This is a genomic window from Paenibacillus filicis (assembly GCF_038070315.1).
GTDB lineage: Bacteria > Bacillota > Bacilli > Paenibacillales > NBRC-103111 > Paenibacillus_G > Paenibacillus_G filicis.
Genome location: NZ_JBBPCC010000025.1, coordinates 89,854 through 104,401, shown reverse-complemented (window position 1 = coordinate 104,401; position 14,548 = coordinate 89,854). Strand labels below are relative to the sequence as shown.

The following is a 14,548-nucleotide window of genomic DNA, read 5'->3' as shown; positions in this document are numbered from 1 at the left end:
GCCTGACGGGCAGTTCCCCACAGACTGCGCCCGATTGAATCGTTGATTACGCCGTTGTCAGCTGGAATTGCTCCAGCGCCTCCAGGCTGTTGATGGAATAAACCTTCACGCTGCGGTCGATCTTCTTGATCAAGCCGGCCAGCACGCTCCCGCTGCCGAACTCGATGAACGTATCGACGCCCTGGGCGATCAACCAAGCTACGCTATCCTCCCAGAGTACAGACGCATGCACCTGTTCGACAAGCAGCTGGCGGATCTCCTCAGGCTCCTGCACCGGCTTTGCGCTGGCATTGGCCACAACCGGCACAGCAGCCCGGTTCATCGCAACGCCCTCCAGCACGGCCGCAAGCCGCTCGGAGGCCGGACGCATCAGCGAGGAGTGGAACGGTCCGCTCACTTCGAGAGGAATAACACGCTTGGCTCCTGCCGCTTCCTTCCCCTGCTCGACGACAGCCTGTACGCCCGCTACACTTCCCGAGATCACAATCTGCCCCGGACAGTTCAGGTTAGCCAGCTCAACCGGATGACCGCCTGCGCTGATGGATTCGCATAGTGTCTGCAGCGCCTCGCGCTCTGCGCCGAGTACGGCCGCCATCGCACCTTGTCCGCTCGGCACGGCCGCCTCCATGAACTCCCCGCGCGCTCTTACCGTGCTGACTGCTTCCGCAAAGCTGAGCACGCCCGCTGCGACCAAAGCGCTGTATTCGCCGAGGCTATGCCCGGCTACATAATCAGGCTGCAGCCCGTGGATGGACTGGAACCGCTCCAGGTACACGATGCTTGCAGTCAGCAGCGCCGGCTGCGTGTTGGCCGTAGCCTTCAGCTCCGCCTCCGGACCTTCCAGAATAATGCGGCTAAGCGCAAACCCGAGCGCTTCATCCGCCTCTTCGTAGCGGCGTCTGGCCGCTGCGTCCGTCTCTACCAGGTCTTTGCCCATGCCGATGGCCTGTGCCCCTTGACCTGGAAACACGAATGCTATTTTACCCATATGATGTCAACCTCCTGCTAGCTGTAAGTTCTCCGTTACCATACGAGGGCGGAAGCGCCCCACGTCAGACCGCCGCCGAAGCCGACGAGGACCAGCGAATCGCCTTCCTTGACACGGCCCTGCTCGACGGCTTCGGCCAGCGCAACCGGGATAGAGGCTGCCGACATATTCCCGTACTTGTCCACATTGATCATACACTTCTCCGCCGGCAGCTCCAAACGCTGCAGCGAAGACTGAATGATCCGGATGTTCGCCTGATGCGGCACGAGCAAGTCGATATCCGACTTGTCCATCCCTGCCTTGCGCAGCGCTTCCTCCGCCGCATTGCCCATGATGCGCACGGCGAATTTGAACACCTCGGAGCCTGCCATATAAATATAATGGCCCTTGCCTGCAAGCGTCTCGGGTGTAGCCGGGCAACGCGAGCCGCCGGCCGCTACCTGCAGCAGCGAACCGCCGGAGCCGTCAGCCCCCAGCTCGAAGGATTTGAAGCCGCGTCCTTCCCCTACCTCACCCAGCACGACGGCACCCGCGCCATCGCCGAACAAGATGCATGTGTTGCGGTCTGTGTAATCCGTTATCCTCGACAGACACTCGGCGCCGACGACAAGCACATGCTTGTACACGCCCGTCGCGATAAAATTCGAACCGTTCGCCAGCCCATAAATGAAGCCAGAGCAGGCTGCGGACAGATCGAAGGCTGCCGCTTTCTTGGCTCCAAGCCGATGCTGCAGCAGGCAGGACACGGACGGGAACGCCATATCCGGCGTAATCGTCGCCACGATAATCAGGTCCAGCTCCTCCGGGCTTACCCCGGCAGCCTCCAGTGCACGGATCGAAGCCTCATACGCCAGATCCGAGGTAGCCTGCTCGCTAGAGGCGAGCCTGCGTTCCCGGATACCGGTGCGCGTCACGATCCACTCATCATTCGTCTCTACCATGCTTTCCAGTTCTCTATTGGTTAACACCCGATCCGGCACATATTTACCGGTGCCGATAATGCCTACAGGCCGAACATTCATCATTAAGACCTCTCGCTTCCGTTGCTGATTTCTGCACGAATGCCGCCGATCAGATCACTCTGGACGGCAATGCGCGCCTGTCTGACCGCGTTCTTGACCGCCAGTGCGCTGGAGGAGCCGTGGCTCTTCAGCATCAGCCCGTCCACACCGAGAAGCGGCGCGGCGCCGTGCTCGTTATAATCCATCTTCTTCCGAAAATTGCCCAGCCCTTTCTTTACCACGGCTGCGGCTATCTTCGTATACCAGGTACGCGTAAATTCTGTCTTCAGCGCGGAGAAAATGACTGAGGCCGCTCCCTCCAGCGACTTCAGCATAATATTGCCTGCGAAGCCGTCGCAAACGAGCACATCGCATGGCTTATTCAGCACATCCCGCGATTCCACATTGCCTATGAAATGCACGGGCGCCTGCTCCAGCAGCGGGTAGGCTGCCTTCGTCAGCTCATTGCCCTTCATCGCTTCCGTGCCGACATTCAGCAGGCCTACCTTGGGCTGTTGGATGCCGTGCACCTTGCTGCGGTAGATGCTGCCCATAATCGCGTACTGGACGAGCTGCTCTGGCGTAGCGTCCATATTGGCACCGAGATCCAGCGCAAGCACGCCCCCTTCCGTCATCGACGGAAGCATCGGAGCAAGCGCCGGGCGCTCGATGCCCTTCATCCGGCCGACGACCAGCAGTCCAGTCGTCATCAGGGCTCCGGTATTCCCAGCCGAGATCATCCCATCCACGGCACGCTCCTTGAGCATACGCCCCGCCACTACCATCGAAGCGTCCTTCTTGCGGCGGACGGCCTTGACCGGCTCGTCCTCCGCCTCGATCACCTCCGACGCGTGGACGATCTCCACGTTCGCCGGCTTCCTGCCCTGAAGCAGCGGCTCGATTCGGGCGTTGTCGCCCACTAGCACAATGGTCGTCTCCGGCCATTCGGCCGCCGCCAGCAGTGCACCTTCCACTGTGGCCTGCGGCGCATGGTCTCCGCCCATTGCGTCAATCGCTATCCGCATGCAGGTCTCCTCCTTCAGAGCGGTCTTTGCTCGCATGATAAATAATGAAGTTCCCTTGAAACACCACTTCGTCGCCAACGTATGTAAAGACCTCTACCTTGGCCTTTCCCTTCGAGATCGACCGGACATACGCCTTGGCGATGCACTTCTCCGCAAGCCGGACCGAGCGTACAAAACGAATGTCCGCCGCCGCCGTCAGCGCTACCGAATCGTTGATCAGAGCAACCGCCAGTGAATTGGCTTGAGAAAAAATATGATGACCGCGGGCAATTTTCGTCCGGGAGAACACATGCTCTTCTTTGATCTCGAACATGGAAATACCGCTCTTGTCGAGCTGGAGGTCGATGACGTCCCCGATGACCTCGTGAAGCGGCAGCGAACGGACCTGATCATAGGACTGCTCTGCCATCAGCTTCATGCGCTCGCGAAGCTCCGGGATCCCCAGCTCCAGCCGGTCCAGACGTATGGTCTGTATACTGACCTGAAAATGCTTGGTCAGCTCCTCATCCGTAATAAACGGATTTTCTTCTATCGCTTTGGCCAACTGCTGTTGGCGTTGACGTTTGGGAAGGCGTTCGATCGCGAGCACCACCTTTTTCATTTCAAACTTTCCGGCCCCAGGAGCCGCATGTTAGACAATCTATGAACTGACACTTTATCTTATGACCAAGTAACATAACGAAAAGTATACTGGATTCCCGATGAAAAGGGAAGCGGGCAAAAAAAATAGCACTCAAGCCGAAAGGCGAGCACTATCTCTTTGACATTGTATGAAATTACTGGTTGATGATCTCTCTGTTCTTGTACGTGCCGCAAGATTTGCACACGCGGTGAGCCAATTTCAATTCGCCGCAATGGCTGCATTTCACCATACCCGGTACTTCCAATTTAAAGTGAGTCCGACGCTTGTCACGGCGTGTTTTGGACGTTCTTCTTTGAGGTACTGCCATATTTCCCACCTCCTTCAACAAATTCACGCGTACGGCGCCCCGTTCTACTCGTTCTTGAATAAATCTGCAAGACCTGCCAGACGCGGGTCGATCTTGTCCGTTCTGCAGCCACACTCCCGCTCGTTCCGGTCGGTACCGCAGGAGGGGCACAAGCCTTTGCAATCTTCTTTGCATAGAGGAATGTACGGAAGCGAGAACGTCACGCTCTCGGCCAAAAATGGCGCAAGCTCAATGCGGTCCCCAGACACATAAAGAACGTCATCTTCTTCCTCGTCCTCTTCGTCCGAGTCGTCAGCCGCATTCTCTTCGCCCTTCACGAACGTTTCATGAAAAGGAATCTCCACATGCTCCTGAATAGCTGTCAGACAGCGTGAACAGGAAAGCTCTACGTCGATTTCCAGGTTGCCTTCGACGACTGCAGCGCCTTCGACATCGCGCGCTTCAAGATGAACGTGAAGCGGTCCGTACCCGGTAAGGCTGCCATCGGTAGGGAGAATGCCTGTCAGATCTTCTTGACCCTCCAGTTTCAGCAAGCCCTTCGATGCCAAATCCTTCCAATGTATAAACATGATTATCACCCCAAACAAACAAAGATTATTATATCGATTAGTCTTACCTTTTGTCAACATTTTCACTTCGTGATATAGTGATGAATCATAGGACATTCACTCAGAATTGTCAATAGCCGGAGGAATCATCCATGCGGACCGTCGGTCTCATCGTCGAATATAATCCTTTACATAATGGTCATCTCTACCATTTCCGCGAGTCCCAGCAGGCTGCCCGCGCTGACGCCGCAGTCTGCGTGATGAGCGGCCACTTCCTGCAGCGCGGAGAGCCCGCGCTGGCGGGCAAGTGGGCACGGGCCGAGATGGCCCTTGCCATGGGCGCCGATCTGGTGCTTGAGCTGCCGGTCGCCTATGCGTCTCAGCCGGCCGAATGGTTCGCTTACGGCGCCGTCGCGACGCTTGAGGCGACCGGCGTCGTCGACAGCCTCTGCTTCGGCAGCGAGAGCGGCTCGCTGGACGGACTGTCCACAGCCGCCGACCTGCTGGTCGACGAGCCGCCCGCCTTCCGGGCGGCTCTTGCCGCAGAATTGGAGCGCGGCCAGCCGTATCCGGCTGCCTACAGCGCCGCCGTCGCCGGGCTGCTGCCCGGCATGGACAAAGCCGAGCTGGCTAAGCCTAACAATACGCTGGGCCTGCATTATCTGATCGCGCTGCGCCGTCTGCAGAGCGCCATCCGGCCGCTGACGATCCGCCGCACGAAGGCCGAGTATAGCCAGTCCGACGTGACGGACGCGCGGATCGCCAGCGCAACGGCGCTGCGCAAGCTGCTGCTGGAGCAAGGCTCGCTCGACGAGATCCGGCCCTACGTGCCAGAGTCGACCGCACGGATTCTGGAGCGGGAGTGGCATGCCGGCAGAGCGCCCGTACACTGGGAGCTGCTCGCCCAGCCGCTGCTTCAGCGGCTGTTGACGCAATCGCCTGCACAGCTGGCCGCCATGGCCGAGGTCAGCGAAGGCCTCGAGCACCGTATCCACAGCGCCTTGGCCCGCTGCCAGCAGCCCGGCGGGTCAGCAGTCGAAGCCTTGCTGGCGCAGCTCAAGACGAGACGCTATACCCGCACCAAGCTGCAGAGGATGCTGCTGCGCATTCTGCTGGGCCACACCAAAGAGGAGCTTAGCGCAGACCGGCTGGCCCACGGCATCTCTTATATCCGTGTGCTGGGCTTCAGCGCGCGCGGGCGGGAGCTGCTCAAGCAGATGAAAAAAAAGGCGAAGGTTCCTGTCGTCACCAAGGTCACGACGTCGCCTTCGCCCTTCCTGGAGCTGGATATCCGCGCCACTGCCGTACATAGTCTTGCTTACCGCGAAGCTACGGCACGCGATTGGCTGCGGGATTACTATGAGCCGCCGGTCCGCCTAGAATCACCGGCTGCTCTTCATCCCGCAACCGATGAAGATCAAGACTATGAGGACTTGGGTTTTAACTCGGCCAAGTAACGAAGCGCATCGTCCACGGTGCCGACCGGTACGATCTTCATGCTCGTCCCGATCTCCTGCGCACGCTTAACCGCGTCAGAGTAATTCGGTATCGTTGCGCCATTGGCAGCCTGAATATCTTTGGGCGCGAAGAAAATTTCCGCGCCCGCCCGGTCGGCCGCCACCACCTTATGCATGATGCCGCCGATCACGCCTACCTTGCCTTCCGGCGTAATTTCTCCCGTTCCGGCAATCCGGTGTCCCTTCGTCAGATCCTCGGGACTGAGCCGGTTCATAATCTCCAGTGAGAACATCAAGCCCGCCGAAGGGCCTCCGATCTCCCCAGCCTGAATCGACACCTGATCCTCCGGCCGGTCGGCCTGTACGCTGTGAACCTCCGCAGGCACAATGCCCAATCCGACACGTCTGGCGGACATCTCTACCTTCTCCTGATCGGGCAGAACCGCTAGAGCAATATCACGCGTTCGAAGGACATCTCCGCGCTTGTAACCAACCTTGGCGGATTCCCCGGCCTTCTTGTCCTGAAGTGCTGCCCGCATATCGTCATAGGTCTGGATCGGCTTACCCTCCAGCTCTACGATATAGTCTCCTGCCTGCAGCACCTCATTGGCCGGAAATTCCGGGAATACCTGCTGGACCACGACACCGTCCTTGCGGATGTGATAGGGAATCTTCAACTTGTTGTAGGCAGCCTGAATCGCATCCGCCTGCGACGTATGCATCACAATCTCCTGCCGCTGAGAATACTCCTGACGGGTTTCATTGTTTTTCAACAGATCCTTCTTCAGCCGAAGCTCCTGATAAGGCGTGACGAAGGACATCAGATACGCAGCAATATTAACTTCGGTCAGTTGGACCGTCGTCAGCATAAATTGCCCCTTGTCCTCGCCCGCCTGCTCCTTGACCTGTACCATGGGAGCGAGTACTTCAGCCGTTCCCGGCTTGAAAATGTAATAAGGCAGCGGAACAAAATAAACTACAAATACGAGCAAGATCGCCGCGAACACCGAAAATACGATGCGCGACGCTTGTTTTACATGTCCGGAATCTTCCATCTCTCTCCCACCTCTGTCTCTACCCTGCCTTGTCTATCGTACGCGCCTCTGGTCTATTCCATGCAAAGGACGCGTAAACATGTACCAATCTGACAAGCCGGAGGGATTCGGATGCCCCGATTATCCGCCCTGATTGCCCCCAGGCTGACCACGTTCCTGCTCGGCGCCGGAGCCCTTGCCTTCGTGGTTAGTATTATTGTATTTCCCGACCAAGCCTTCCAATCCTCGCTGCAAGGGCTCCAGCTCTGGTGGAAGCTTGTCTTCCCGGCCCTGCTGCCGTTCCTCATTCTGACGGAGCTGCTGCGCGGCCTTGGTCTGCTGCACGGCATCGGCATTCTGTTCGAGCCGTTATTCCGTGTGCTGCTGCGCATTCCCGGCATCGGCGGCTTTATCATGGCGATTGGCTTCACGGCCGGTATGCCCGCCGGAGCCGCTGCCGTCAGCCGGCTGCGCAACGGCGGCCAGCTGACGCGTGACGAAGCCGAGCGGCTGATGGCCGCCTCTCATTTGCTTAGTCCGGTAATTCTGGTCAGCGTAGTCGGCGTCGGCTTTCTCCAAAGCGCTGCTGCAGGTCTGACACTTGCCGTCCTTCATTATGGCTCGGCCTTGATTCTCGCTATGATTCATCGTCTGCGGATCTCCCCGGATGCGGAGCAGACCCCCTATCTGCGGGATGGAAAAGGCATCGTTACGCGATTCTTCTCCACCCTGGAGGAGTCCCGGGCACAGGATGGCCGAACGTTCGGCAAGCTGCTCGGCGACGCAGTATCCTCGGGCGTGCAGCAGCTCTTTGTCATCGGAGGCTGCATGATGATGTTTTCCGTGCTGCTGCAGGCGGTTTATTCAACAGGCTTTACCGACGCTGCAGCTCTCGTCCTTCAGCACTGGGCCTCGAGCCTCCCGGCAGACGATCTGAGCGCCTTCCTGTCTGCATCGGTGGCTGGAATTCTCGAGCCGCATCTCGGAGCCTTCGCCATCACGGAGCAGCTGGACGACGTATACAGCAGCGGCATCCCCTGGGGCTTCGCTGCGCTGAGTGCGCTGCTCGCCTGGGGAGGACTTTCCTCGCACGCCCAGGTCCGCAGCTTCACAGCAGCTACGGACCTTCGCTTCTCGCGCTTCATGCTGGCTCGCCTGCAGCACGGAGGCATCGCTTATGTCGCCACGCTGTTCGCCTGGCATCCGCTATATGCTTACTTCGGCAAGGACGCAACCGTGGCAGCCTGGGCGCCAGCCTTGTCGCGGAATAGCAGCTGGCTGATGGAACAGGACCGCTGGTGGCCGTTCATCAGCCCGATGATGCTGCAGCTCGGCAGCACCCTGCTCGTCATGCTCGTCCTGTCCATCTTCGCCGCCTTCTTGTTTTACCGAGGCCGTCATTCCTCCAAGTAGCCGCCGGAGCTTTAGACGCCTACTTGTGCTCTTGGCTGAACTTCACCCGCAGCGCCTGCTCTACGACCGGTGGCACCAGATCGGTAACCGGACCGTGGAAGCGGGCGATTTCTTTGACGATGCTTGAGCTTAGGTACGAATATTGCGGGGATGATGTCATAAAAAACGTCTCGATATCCTCACACAGCTTACGGTTCGTAGACGCCAATTGCAGCTCATACTCAAAATCCGATACCGCCCTGAGCCCTCTGACGATCAAATGGGCATCCTTTTGCTTCATATAATTAATGAGCAGATCCCGGAAGCTGTCGATCTCCACATTCGGCAGATCCGCTGTTGCCTGCCGGAGCAGCTCCGTCCGCTCCTCTACGGAAAACAACGGATTTTTGCTGGAGTTGTTCAGCACCGCTACAACCAGCTTATCGAACACATTTGCCGCACGGCGGATAATGTCCATATGCCCATGCGTTACCGGATCGAAGCTGCCCGGATATACCGCTACCGTATAACGCCGTTCAGCCTGCTTAGTCGTTGCTTCCATCAGATCGTCATCTCCTTGTCAGGTTGTCCGGCCATCCGGAAAACCGTAATGGCAGTAGCTCCGTATTCAGCCCGGCGCACCGGCTCCAAATCACCGATCGGCTCATCATAGCGATCGTCTGTATCATGCTCCACGACCACCCTGGCTCCGCCGTTCAGCAGAGCTTCGTCGGTTAACTCCTCCAGTAGCTTCTGTATAACCTTCAACTTATATGGGGGGTCCAGAAATACCAAATCGAACTTCAAGTCCCGCTTCGCCAGCGCCTTCAACGCCCTCTGCGCATCGGTGCGGTATATTTCGGCCCGGCTTTCGAAGCCGGTGGCCTGCAAGTTCAGGCGGATCGTATCGATCGCCTTCTTATCCATGTCCGTCAGCACGGCCCGGTCCATCCCGCGGCTCAGCGCTTCAATACTTAGTCCACCTGTTCCTCCGAACAGGTCCAGCACCAGCCCCCCGTCGAAATACGGGCCGATCATACTGAAGACCGCTTCCTTCACTTTATCCGTGGTGGGTCTTGTCCCCATCCCCGGCACCGCTTTGAGCGTTCTGCCTTTGGCGCTGCCCGAAATTACCCTCATGCGCTTGCATCCTTCTTTCTCTCGCTGAATTACCGTTATCGTACCATAAAGAGGAAACCTAGCACAAAGCAATGCTTGAAAATTTTGCGCAGCCCATGTATAAGAAGCCGCCATTCCGGCAATCCTTGAATTATCGACATCCGAAAATGTCGTAGATAACCGCGGAGAAGACTTACGTTCCCCATAAGCTCTTCGTCCGGTTTCTCCTCTCCCATGAAAGGGCTTCGTCGCGAGACGGGGCCCGATTTTTTTATGTCTACAGAAGGATAGAAGCCGCAAAGCGGTCTACTGTAAATTTCAGGTAAATATACAAGATTGTGAGGTTGGCCGAACAGAGAACGCCTGACCCCTTCCAGACTCCCATTGCTCCGGATGGAATAGGAAATTTCAAAACCAACATGTACTTTCTGTCCAAAAAAATCATCCTTGCTTGAAAACAAGGATGATTTTATCTAAGCCGTGTCGGCTCAGAATGAACCGTAATCGCTAATATTTTGTCTTTTCATTAAATCTTCTGTTTACTTTAAATATTTAAGCATCTCTCAAGTTTTGAATCATTCTCTCTAACTTGCTAATCTTTCTCTTCAGTCTCTCATTCTCACGCTCCAACGCATAGCCTCGCTCCGATGCCAGCTCTCCCCAGCGCTCCGTCTGGATACGCAGCTCCTCAATCCGGCTTCTCAGTTCCGGCTGAGTGTACAGAAAGGGCTTGGATACGCCCGCTTCCAGCGATACCGTATTGAAGTTCACCTTCAGCTTCCGGTTAAGCAGACTCTCGATCGCCTGCTCAGCCTTTCTCGTAGCCGTATTCGTCTTAAGCTTGCTGAACCTCATGATGCCCTCTACGTTTCGCTGCTGCATGCTGATCTCCTCCTTATGGCTGCTCCTAACTCTTATTATAAAACTTTTGCCAGCGGGGCCAATGACTCGGAGGAGTCAATTGTAAGTCCATTTATGAATACTGTGTGAGCATGTACGGAAGAACAGAACGGGTCGAGCAACGGATATAACCCCTCCGAGTCATAGGTGCGGCTCTCCGGTCATGTTACAAATAAGCTGGATATTCTACCGATACCCTGCTCTGCACGGCCTTAAAACAGCACCTTAGGGTTAATTTTTGTTCACGAGGCAGTCAACAATTGGACACGAATTTGACGTTGAAATAACCCTTACGAGGCATGCGTTTCTTTACCGGACCAAGCTACAATGAAGAGGAAAGGGGTTGATTCCATGCGCTCTCCGTCTTACCGTCTATTGATCGCCGACGAGGAGGACCGGGTTCGTCGTCTGATCAAGCTGTACGCGAACGGCCATGATGCGGCGACAGAGGAAGCTGTTCATGGCGAGCAGGCTCTGACCATGGCGCTAGAGAGACCGTACGATATCATCCTGCTCGACGTCAAGCTGAGAGATATTTCCGGCCCGGAGGTATGCCGGCTGCTGAAAAGCATGAAATCCACGCCCGTCATTCTGCTCAGCCGCCAAGGGGATGAATCGGACAAACTGCTCGGCTTCGAAGCCGGAGCCGACGACTATGTCGCCAAGCCGTTCAGCCCACGCGAGCTGATGCACCGGATAAACGCCATTCTACGACGAACAAGGCCAATGCTGGGTCCGGAGCGGCCTATACACACGGCTGAGACTGCCGTGCCTCAATTGCTGATCGACCATCGTGCCAGACGCATCGTATTTCATGGGCAAGAGCTGTCCCTGACGCTCAAGGAATACGATCTGCTAAGGCAGCTGGCGCTTCACGAAGGCATTACCTTTACCCGGGAAGCCCTGGTCCGCAGAGTATGGAAACACCAGACGGACGGCTCCTGCCGGACGGTCGATTCTCATATTAAGCGCATTCGGGGAAAGCTTGACGCCATACGTCCCTATGCTTCCAGCATCATCCGTACCGTGTGGGGGGTGGGCTACAGACTCGACGCCTCGGCCACAGAGGACAACCGGGCATCTATCGACAGACGATGACCAGTTGATCTTCGATTGCGCCGCCCTGACTTCTAGCGCCTCAATCTTCAAGCCCCGACTGCGTCTATATAGGCAGCGGGGCTTGAGGGTTGAGGGCAGCTAAATCAGCTTCTCATATATGGATGGATCAAGCCGTGCAGTCGTTATGGACAACACCGCCTTCTTAGTTAAGATGCTAGTTCTTCATATGTATGCACGCCTCCGACTTGGGACATCAGCATACGGCCTTCCTAAACCCTCAGTATGGCTCCTAAGAGCTATTATCGCTACGAAAGCTGAAAATCTAGCCAGCGGGCTTGCGCCGCCGAAGCAAGAGTAAGAAAAAAGGTCCCCCGACCGCTCCCATCACGATGCCCGCAGCCAGCTCCACCGGCGCAAAGAGCAAGCGCCCCGCCAGATCGGCCAGAGACAGCACGGCTATCCCCAGCAATCCGGTTGCCGGCAATAGCAGGCGATAGTCCTGTCCGACCAACAATCGGGCCGCATGAGGAACGATCAGTCCGACAAAACCCATCATGCCGATGATACTGACAGCACTTGCCGCAAGTAAGGAGGCTACAGCAAGGCAGATGAAGCGTGTCAGCTCAACTTGCATGCCAAGTCCGCGAGCGACCTCGTCTCCAAGCGAGAGAACATTCATGCGGGAGGAAAGCAGCATACAGACTACAATACCACAGGCTGTATACGGCCAGAGAATGTTTACATGCTCCCAGCTTCGGGCCGACAAACTCCCAATCAAGAAAGACAGCGCCCCCTCCACACGCTCGCTATAGAATGTTAGCAAGCCTGAAATGCCCGAATTCAAAAACGCCGAGACAGCTACACCCGATAGCACAATTCGCACAGGCGAGGCGCCTCTCTTCCAAGCCAATGCATACACCAGCATGGCGGCCGCCAGCGCACCGATGAAAGCCGCTGGCACGACAAGCTGCGTTGCTGCAGGGTAGACAAGGATCATAAGAATGCCGAGCAAGCCTGCGCCTGACGATACACCGATTAGATGAGGATCGGCCATGGAGTTGCGCATGGCCCCCTGAAGCAACAGGCCCGCAACGGCCAACTGGAAACCGCATAACGCCGCCACCAGCGCACGTGGCAGGCGAATATTCCAAATAATTGAAGCATGCGCCGACTGCTCACCCAGGAACAAGATGCCAAGCATTTCGCGCATACCCACCTCCACCGCTCCATACCTCAAAGAAAGCAAGATACTCAAGAAGGCAACTAGACCCATGCTCAGAAGCAGCAGCAGTCTGAATGTTAACGTGACCTTCCTTCCTTTTCTATTCATGGCTTGCCACCAAAGCTTTCTGGATACACAATTTGGGCAAGATAGGCATAGGACTTGTCCAGCTCAAAGCCTGGATTGTTGACGAACCACCGCGAGGGAAGCATATAAAACTTCCCCTCCTTCACCGGCTTGATGGACGACCAGGCCGGGTTGCCTTCCAGCTGCTTCTTGATCGTCTCCAGCCCGCTGTCCTCCGTTCCATGAACGGTCCAGAACAGATAATCGGGATTCAGCTCGGCTAGCTTCTCCATGCTGAAAGGGACGGCTCCCATCGGTCCTACCTGCAGGCCTTCGGCCACATTCTTCATATGCAGCCCGGCGGCTACATCAAGAGCAATCGACGAGCCTTTCTGAATCGACGGTGAGTTGCCCATGACCGTCAGCATAGCGAAGGTCGGCTCCTTCCCCTGCGGCAGCTTACCGATCATGGTTTTGATCTGCTCTTCCATTCGCTGAAGGGAAGCCGTTACAGCTTCTTCCTTGTCGGCCAGTTGCCCCATGAGCTTGCCGTTGCTGCTGATGTCTTGCGCAGACTTCACAGTAAGCACGGAAAAAGGAATGTTAGCTTCCTGGAACTGCGTTCTCAGCTTGGCATGAAACAAGGGCTGGCCGATCACCAGGTCCGGCTTGAGGTTGAAAATCTCCTCCATGTTGACACTATTGATCTGACCGACTTCCTGGACGCCTCGCGCAGCCTCCGGGGGCGTATAGCCAGGGGCAGTGGAGCGTCCGACAGCGGCGCCTCCTGCCTGGTACAACAGATCCAGCAGCTCTGTATTCAGCATGACGATCCGCTCGGGCTTGCGATCCAGCTTGATTTCTTGACCTGAGGCGTCGCGGAAGGTCAGAAAAGGCGTCTGGCCACTCGCGAGCTGTGACTCGGAAGCTAGGGAGCTTCCCGTATGGCCGGCATGCCCGCTCGAGCCGCAGGCTGCCAGCGCGCAGGTCAGAACGATGGCTAGCATCGATTTCACAATGGGTTTGAAAGCAGGTTGCATCCGTATAATCTCCATTCTAAGCGTCTTGGATATTTCGTTATTTGTTCTCGGCAAGCCAAGCCGCCAAGGCTTGAATCTCCTCTGGCTTCAGCTTGGAGGTATAGGCGGGCATGCCGCCCCCGCCGTTTTGAACTTTGGCGGTGATTTGTTCCGCGCTCAGCTTGGCCCCCACCTTTTGCAGCTTGGGTCCCATGCCTCCCTGCAGCTGATCTCCATGACAGGCCAAGCAATTGGACTTGTACAGCGCTTGCGCGTTTGTCGTCCCTGCGGCCGTTCCTTGTCCCTGTCCTTCTCCACCGCCTGCACCCTTGCTGCCGCAGCCGGCAAGCGCCAGCGCCAGCGAAACCGCCCCTACTACCAGCATCCATGACCGTTTCATATCGCATCCCTCATTTCGCTAAAAATCTAGGATGAATTCATCCTGTTTCATACGCGTATCTCATCAATGGCACCCGGTTTTCCAAGTGAAGCTTATGGCCAATAGGCTTCCAATGATTGTGATCGTATGCTCGAGATATCCAGCTCGTCCGAGATTTCCTTGTCGGACCTCTCCCAGGCCACACATTCCAACACTTCCTTCGGGAGGTGAGCCGGAGACTTCTTCGGCCCGGTGGCCTTCACCGTCGTGAACACTTGCAGCTGACAGACATGCTCCCATAAACCGATGGTCAGGGTTGTTGGAATAATCAGAATCAGACTTTTCAAATGCCGGTATACAAAGTGAGTCTTACTCCATCCCTACGCTCC

General features: G+C 56.6%; 17 protein-coding genes. 3 read left to right on the top strand and 14 right to left on the bottom strand.

The window, feature by feature from the left end; translation table 11 throughout:
- Positions 1-46: 46 nt before the first annotated feature.
- The 6 genes from fabD to WMW72_RS29280 all read right to left on the bottom strand — a co-directional run bounded on the left by fabD (position 47) and on the right by WMW72_RS29280 (position 4,533).
- Complete coding sequence (gene fabD, locus WMW72_RS29305) at positions 47-988, bottom strand: ACP S-malonyltransferase (RefSeq protein ID WP_341419137.1); 942 nt, start codon at positions 986-988, stop codon at positions 47-49.
- Positions 989-1,023: 35 nt separating this feature from the next.
- On the bottom strand, positions 1,024-2,010 hold the full coding sequence (locus WMW72_RS29300; protein WP_341419163.1) for a beta-ketoacyl-ACP synthase III: 987 nt from the start codon (positions 2,008-2,010) through the stop codon (positions 1,024-1,026).
- Between the two features lie 2 nt (positions 2,011-2,012).
- Positions 2,013-3,014, bottom strand: a complete 1,002-nt coding sequence (gene plsX / locus WMW72_RS29295; RefSeq protein ID WP_341419136.1) for a phosphate acyltransferase PlsX — start codon at positions 3,012-3,014, stop codon at positions 2,013-2,015.
- Positions 2,998-3,615, bottom strand: coding sequence for a transcription factor FapR (gene fapR, locus WMW72_RS29290; RefSeq protein ID WP_341419135.1), 618 nt, complete (start codon positions 3,613-3,615; stop codon positions 2,998-3,000). Before fapR ends, plsX begins: the two co-directional genes overlap by 17 nt.
- Before the next feature lie 175 nt (positions 3,616-3,790).
- Positions 3,791-3,964, bottom strand: coding sequence for a 50S ribosomal protein L32 (gene rpmF / locus WMW72_RS29285; protein ID WP_341419134.1), 174 nt, complete (start codon positions 3,962-3,964; stop codon positions 3,791-3,793).
- Between the two features lie 44 nt (positions 3,965-4,008).
- Positions 4,009-4,533, bottom strand: coding sequence for a YceD family protein (locus tag WMW72_RS29280; RefSeq protein ID WP_341419133.1), 525 nt, complete (start codon positions 4,531-4,533; stop codon positions 4,009-4,011).
- A 131-nt stretch (positions 4,534-4,664) separates the two neighbouring features.
- Here WMW72_RS29280 and WMW72_RS29275 point away from each other — a divergent pair, with 131 nt between their 5' ends.
- Positions 4,665-5,969 carry a nucleotidyltransferase gene (locus WMW72_RS29275; RefSeq protein ID WP_341419132.1) on the top strand — a complete coding sequence of 435 codons (1,305 nt, stop codon included), beginning with the start codon at positions 4,665-4,667 and terminating at the stop codon, positions 5,967-5,969.
- On the opposite strand, the gene WMW72_RS29270 is transcribed toward WMW72_RS29275, so the two are convergent.
- Positions 5,936-7,024, bottom strand: coding sequence for a SepM family pheromone-processing serine protease (locus WMW72_RS29270; RefSeq protein WP_341419131.1), 1,089 nt, complete (start codon positions 7,022-7,024; stop codon positions 5,936-5,938). The genes WMW72_RS29275 and WMW72_RS29270 overlap by 34 nt on opposite strands.
- Before the next feature lie 111 nt (positions 7,025-7,135).
- Here WMW72_RS29270 and WMW72_RS29265 point away from each other — a divergent pair, with 111 nt between their 5' ends.
- Entirely contained in the window at positions 7,136-8,416 is a 1,281-nt protein-coding gene (locus WMW72_RS29265; protein WP_341419130.1) for a nucleoside recognition domain-containing protein, read from the top strand.
- Between the two features lie 19 nt (positions 8,417-8,435).
- Here WMW72_RS29265 and coaD read toward each other — a convergent pair whose 3' ends face one another.
- From coaD to WMW72_RS29250, 3 genes are all read right to left on the bottom strand, one after another.
- Positions 8,436-8,957 (bottom strand): pantetheine-phosphate adenylyltransferase, encoded by a 522-nt coding sequence (coaD, locus tag WMW72_RS29260; RefSeq protein ID WP_341419129.1) that lies wholly within the window; start codon positions 8,955-8,957, stop codon positions 8,436-8,438.
- Positions 8,957-9,535 carry a 16S rRNA (guanine(966)-N(2))-methyltransferase RsmD gene (gene rsmD / locus WMW72_RS29255; RefSeq protein ID WP_341419128.1) on the bottom strand — a complete coding sequence of 193 codons (579 nt, stop codon included), beginning with the start codon at positions 9,533-9,535 and terminating at the stop codon, positions 8,957-8,959. Before rsmD ends, coaD begins: the two co-directional genes overlap by 1 nt.
- A gap of 531 nt (positions 9,536-10,066) precedes the next feature.
- Positions 10,067-10,396, bottom strand: coding sequence for a DUF6262 family protein (locus tag WMW72_RS29250; RefSeq protein WP_341419127.1), 330 nt, complete (start codon positions 10,394-10,396; stop codon positions 10,067-10,069).
- Positions 10,397-10,765: 369 nt separating this feature from the next.
- Between WMW72_RS29250 and WMW72_RS29245 the strand changes: the two genes are divergently transcribed.
- A complete protein-coding gene (locus tag WMW72_RS29245; RefSeq protein ID WP_341419126.1) occupies positions 10,766-11,512 on the top strand; it encodes a winged helix-turn-helix domain-containing protein in 747 nt (248 codons plus the stop codon).
- Between the two features lie 283 nt (positions 11,513-11,795).
- On the opposite strand, the gene WMW72_RS29240 is transcribed toward WMW72_RS29245, so the two are convergent.
- The 4 genes from WMW72_RS29240 to WMW72_RS29225 all read right to left on the bottom strand — a co-directional run bounded on the left by WMW72_RS29240 (position 11,796) and on the right by WMW72_RS29225 (position 14,506).
- Complete coding sequence (locus tag WMW72_RS29240) at positions 11,796-12,803, bottom strand: FecCD family ABC transporter permease (RefSeq protein ID WP_341419125.1); 1,008 nt, start codon at positions 12,801-12,803, stop codon at positions 11,796-11,798.
- A complete protein-coding gene (locus tag WMW72_RS29235; RefSeq protein WP_341419162.1) occupies positions 12,800-13,768 on the bottom strand; it encodes an ABC transporter substrate-binding protein in 969 nt (322 codons plus the stop codon). Before WMW72_RS29235 ends, WMW72_RS29240 begins: the two co-directional genes overlap by 4 nt.
- 70 nt (positions 13,769-13,838) lie before the next feature.
- Entirely contained in the window at positions 13,839-14,180 is a 342-nt protein-coding gene (locus tag WMW72_RS29230; protein ID WP_341419124.1) for a c-type cytochrome, read from the bottom strand.
- Positions 14,181-14,272: 92 nt separating this feature from the next.
- Positions 14,273-14,506, bottom strand: coding sequence for a hypothetical protein (locus WMW72_RS29225; RefSeq protein WP_341419123.1), 234 nt, complete (start codon positions 14,504-14,506; stop codon positions 14,273-14,275).
- Positions 14,507-14,548 lie beyond the last annotated feature (42 nt).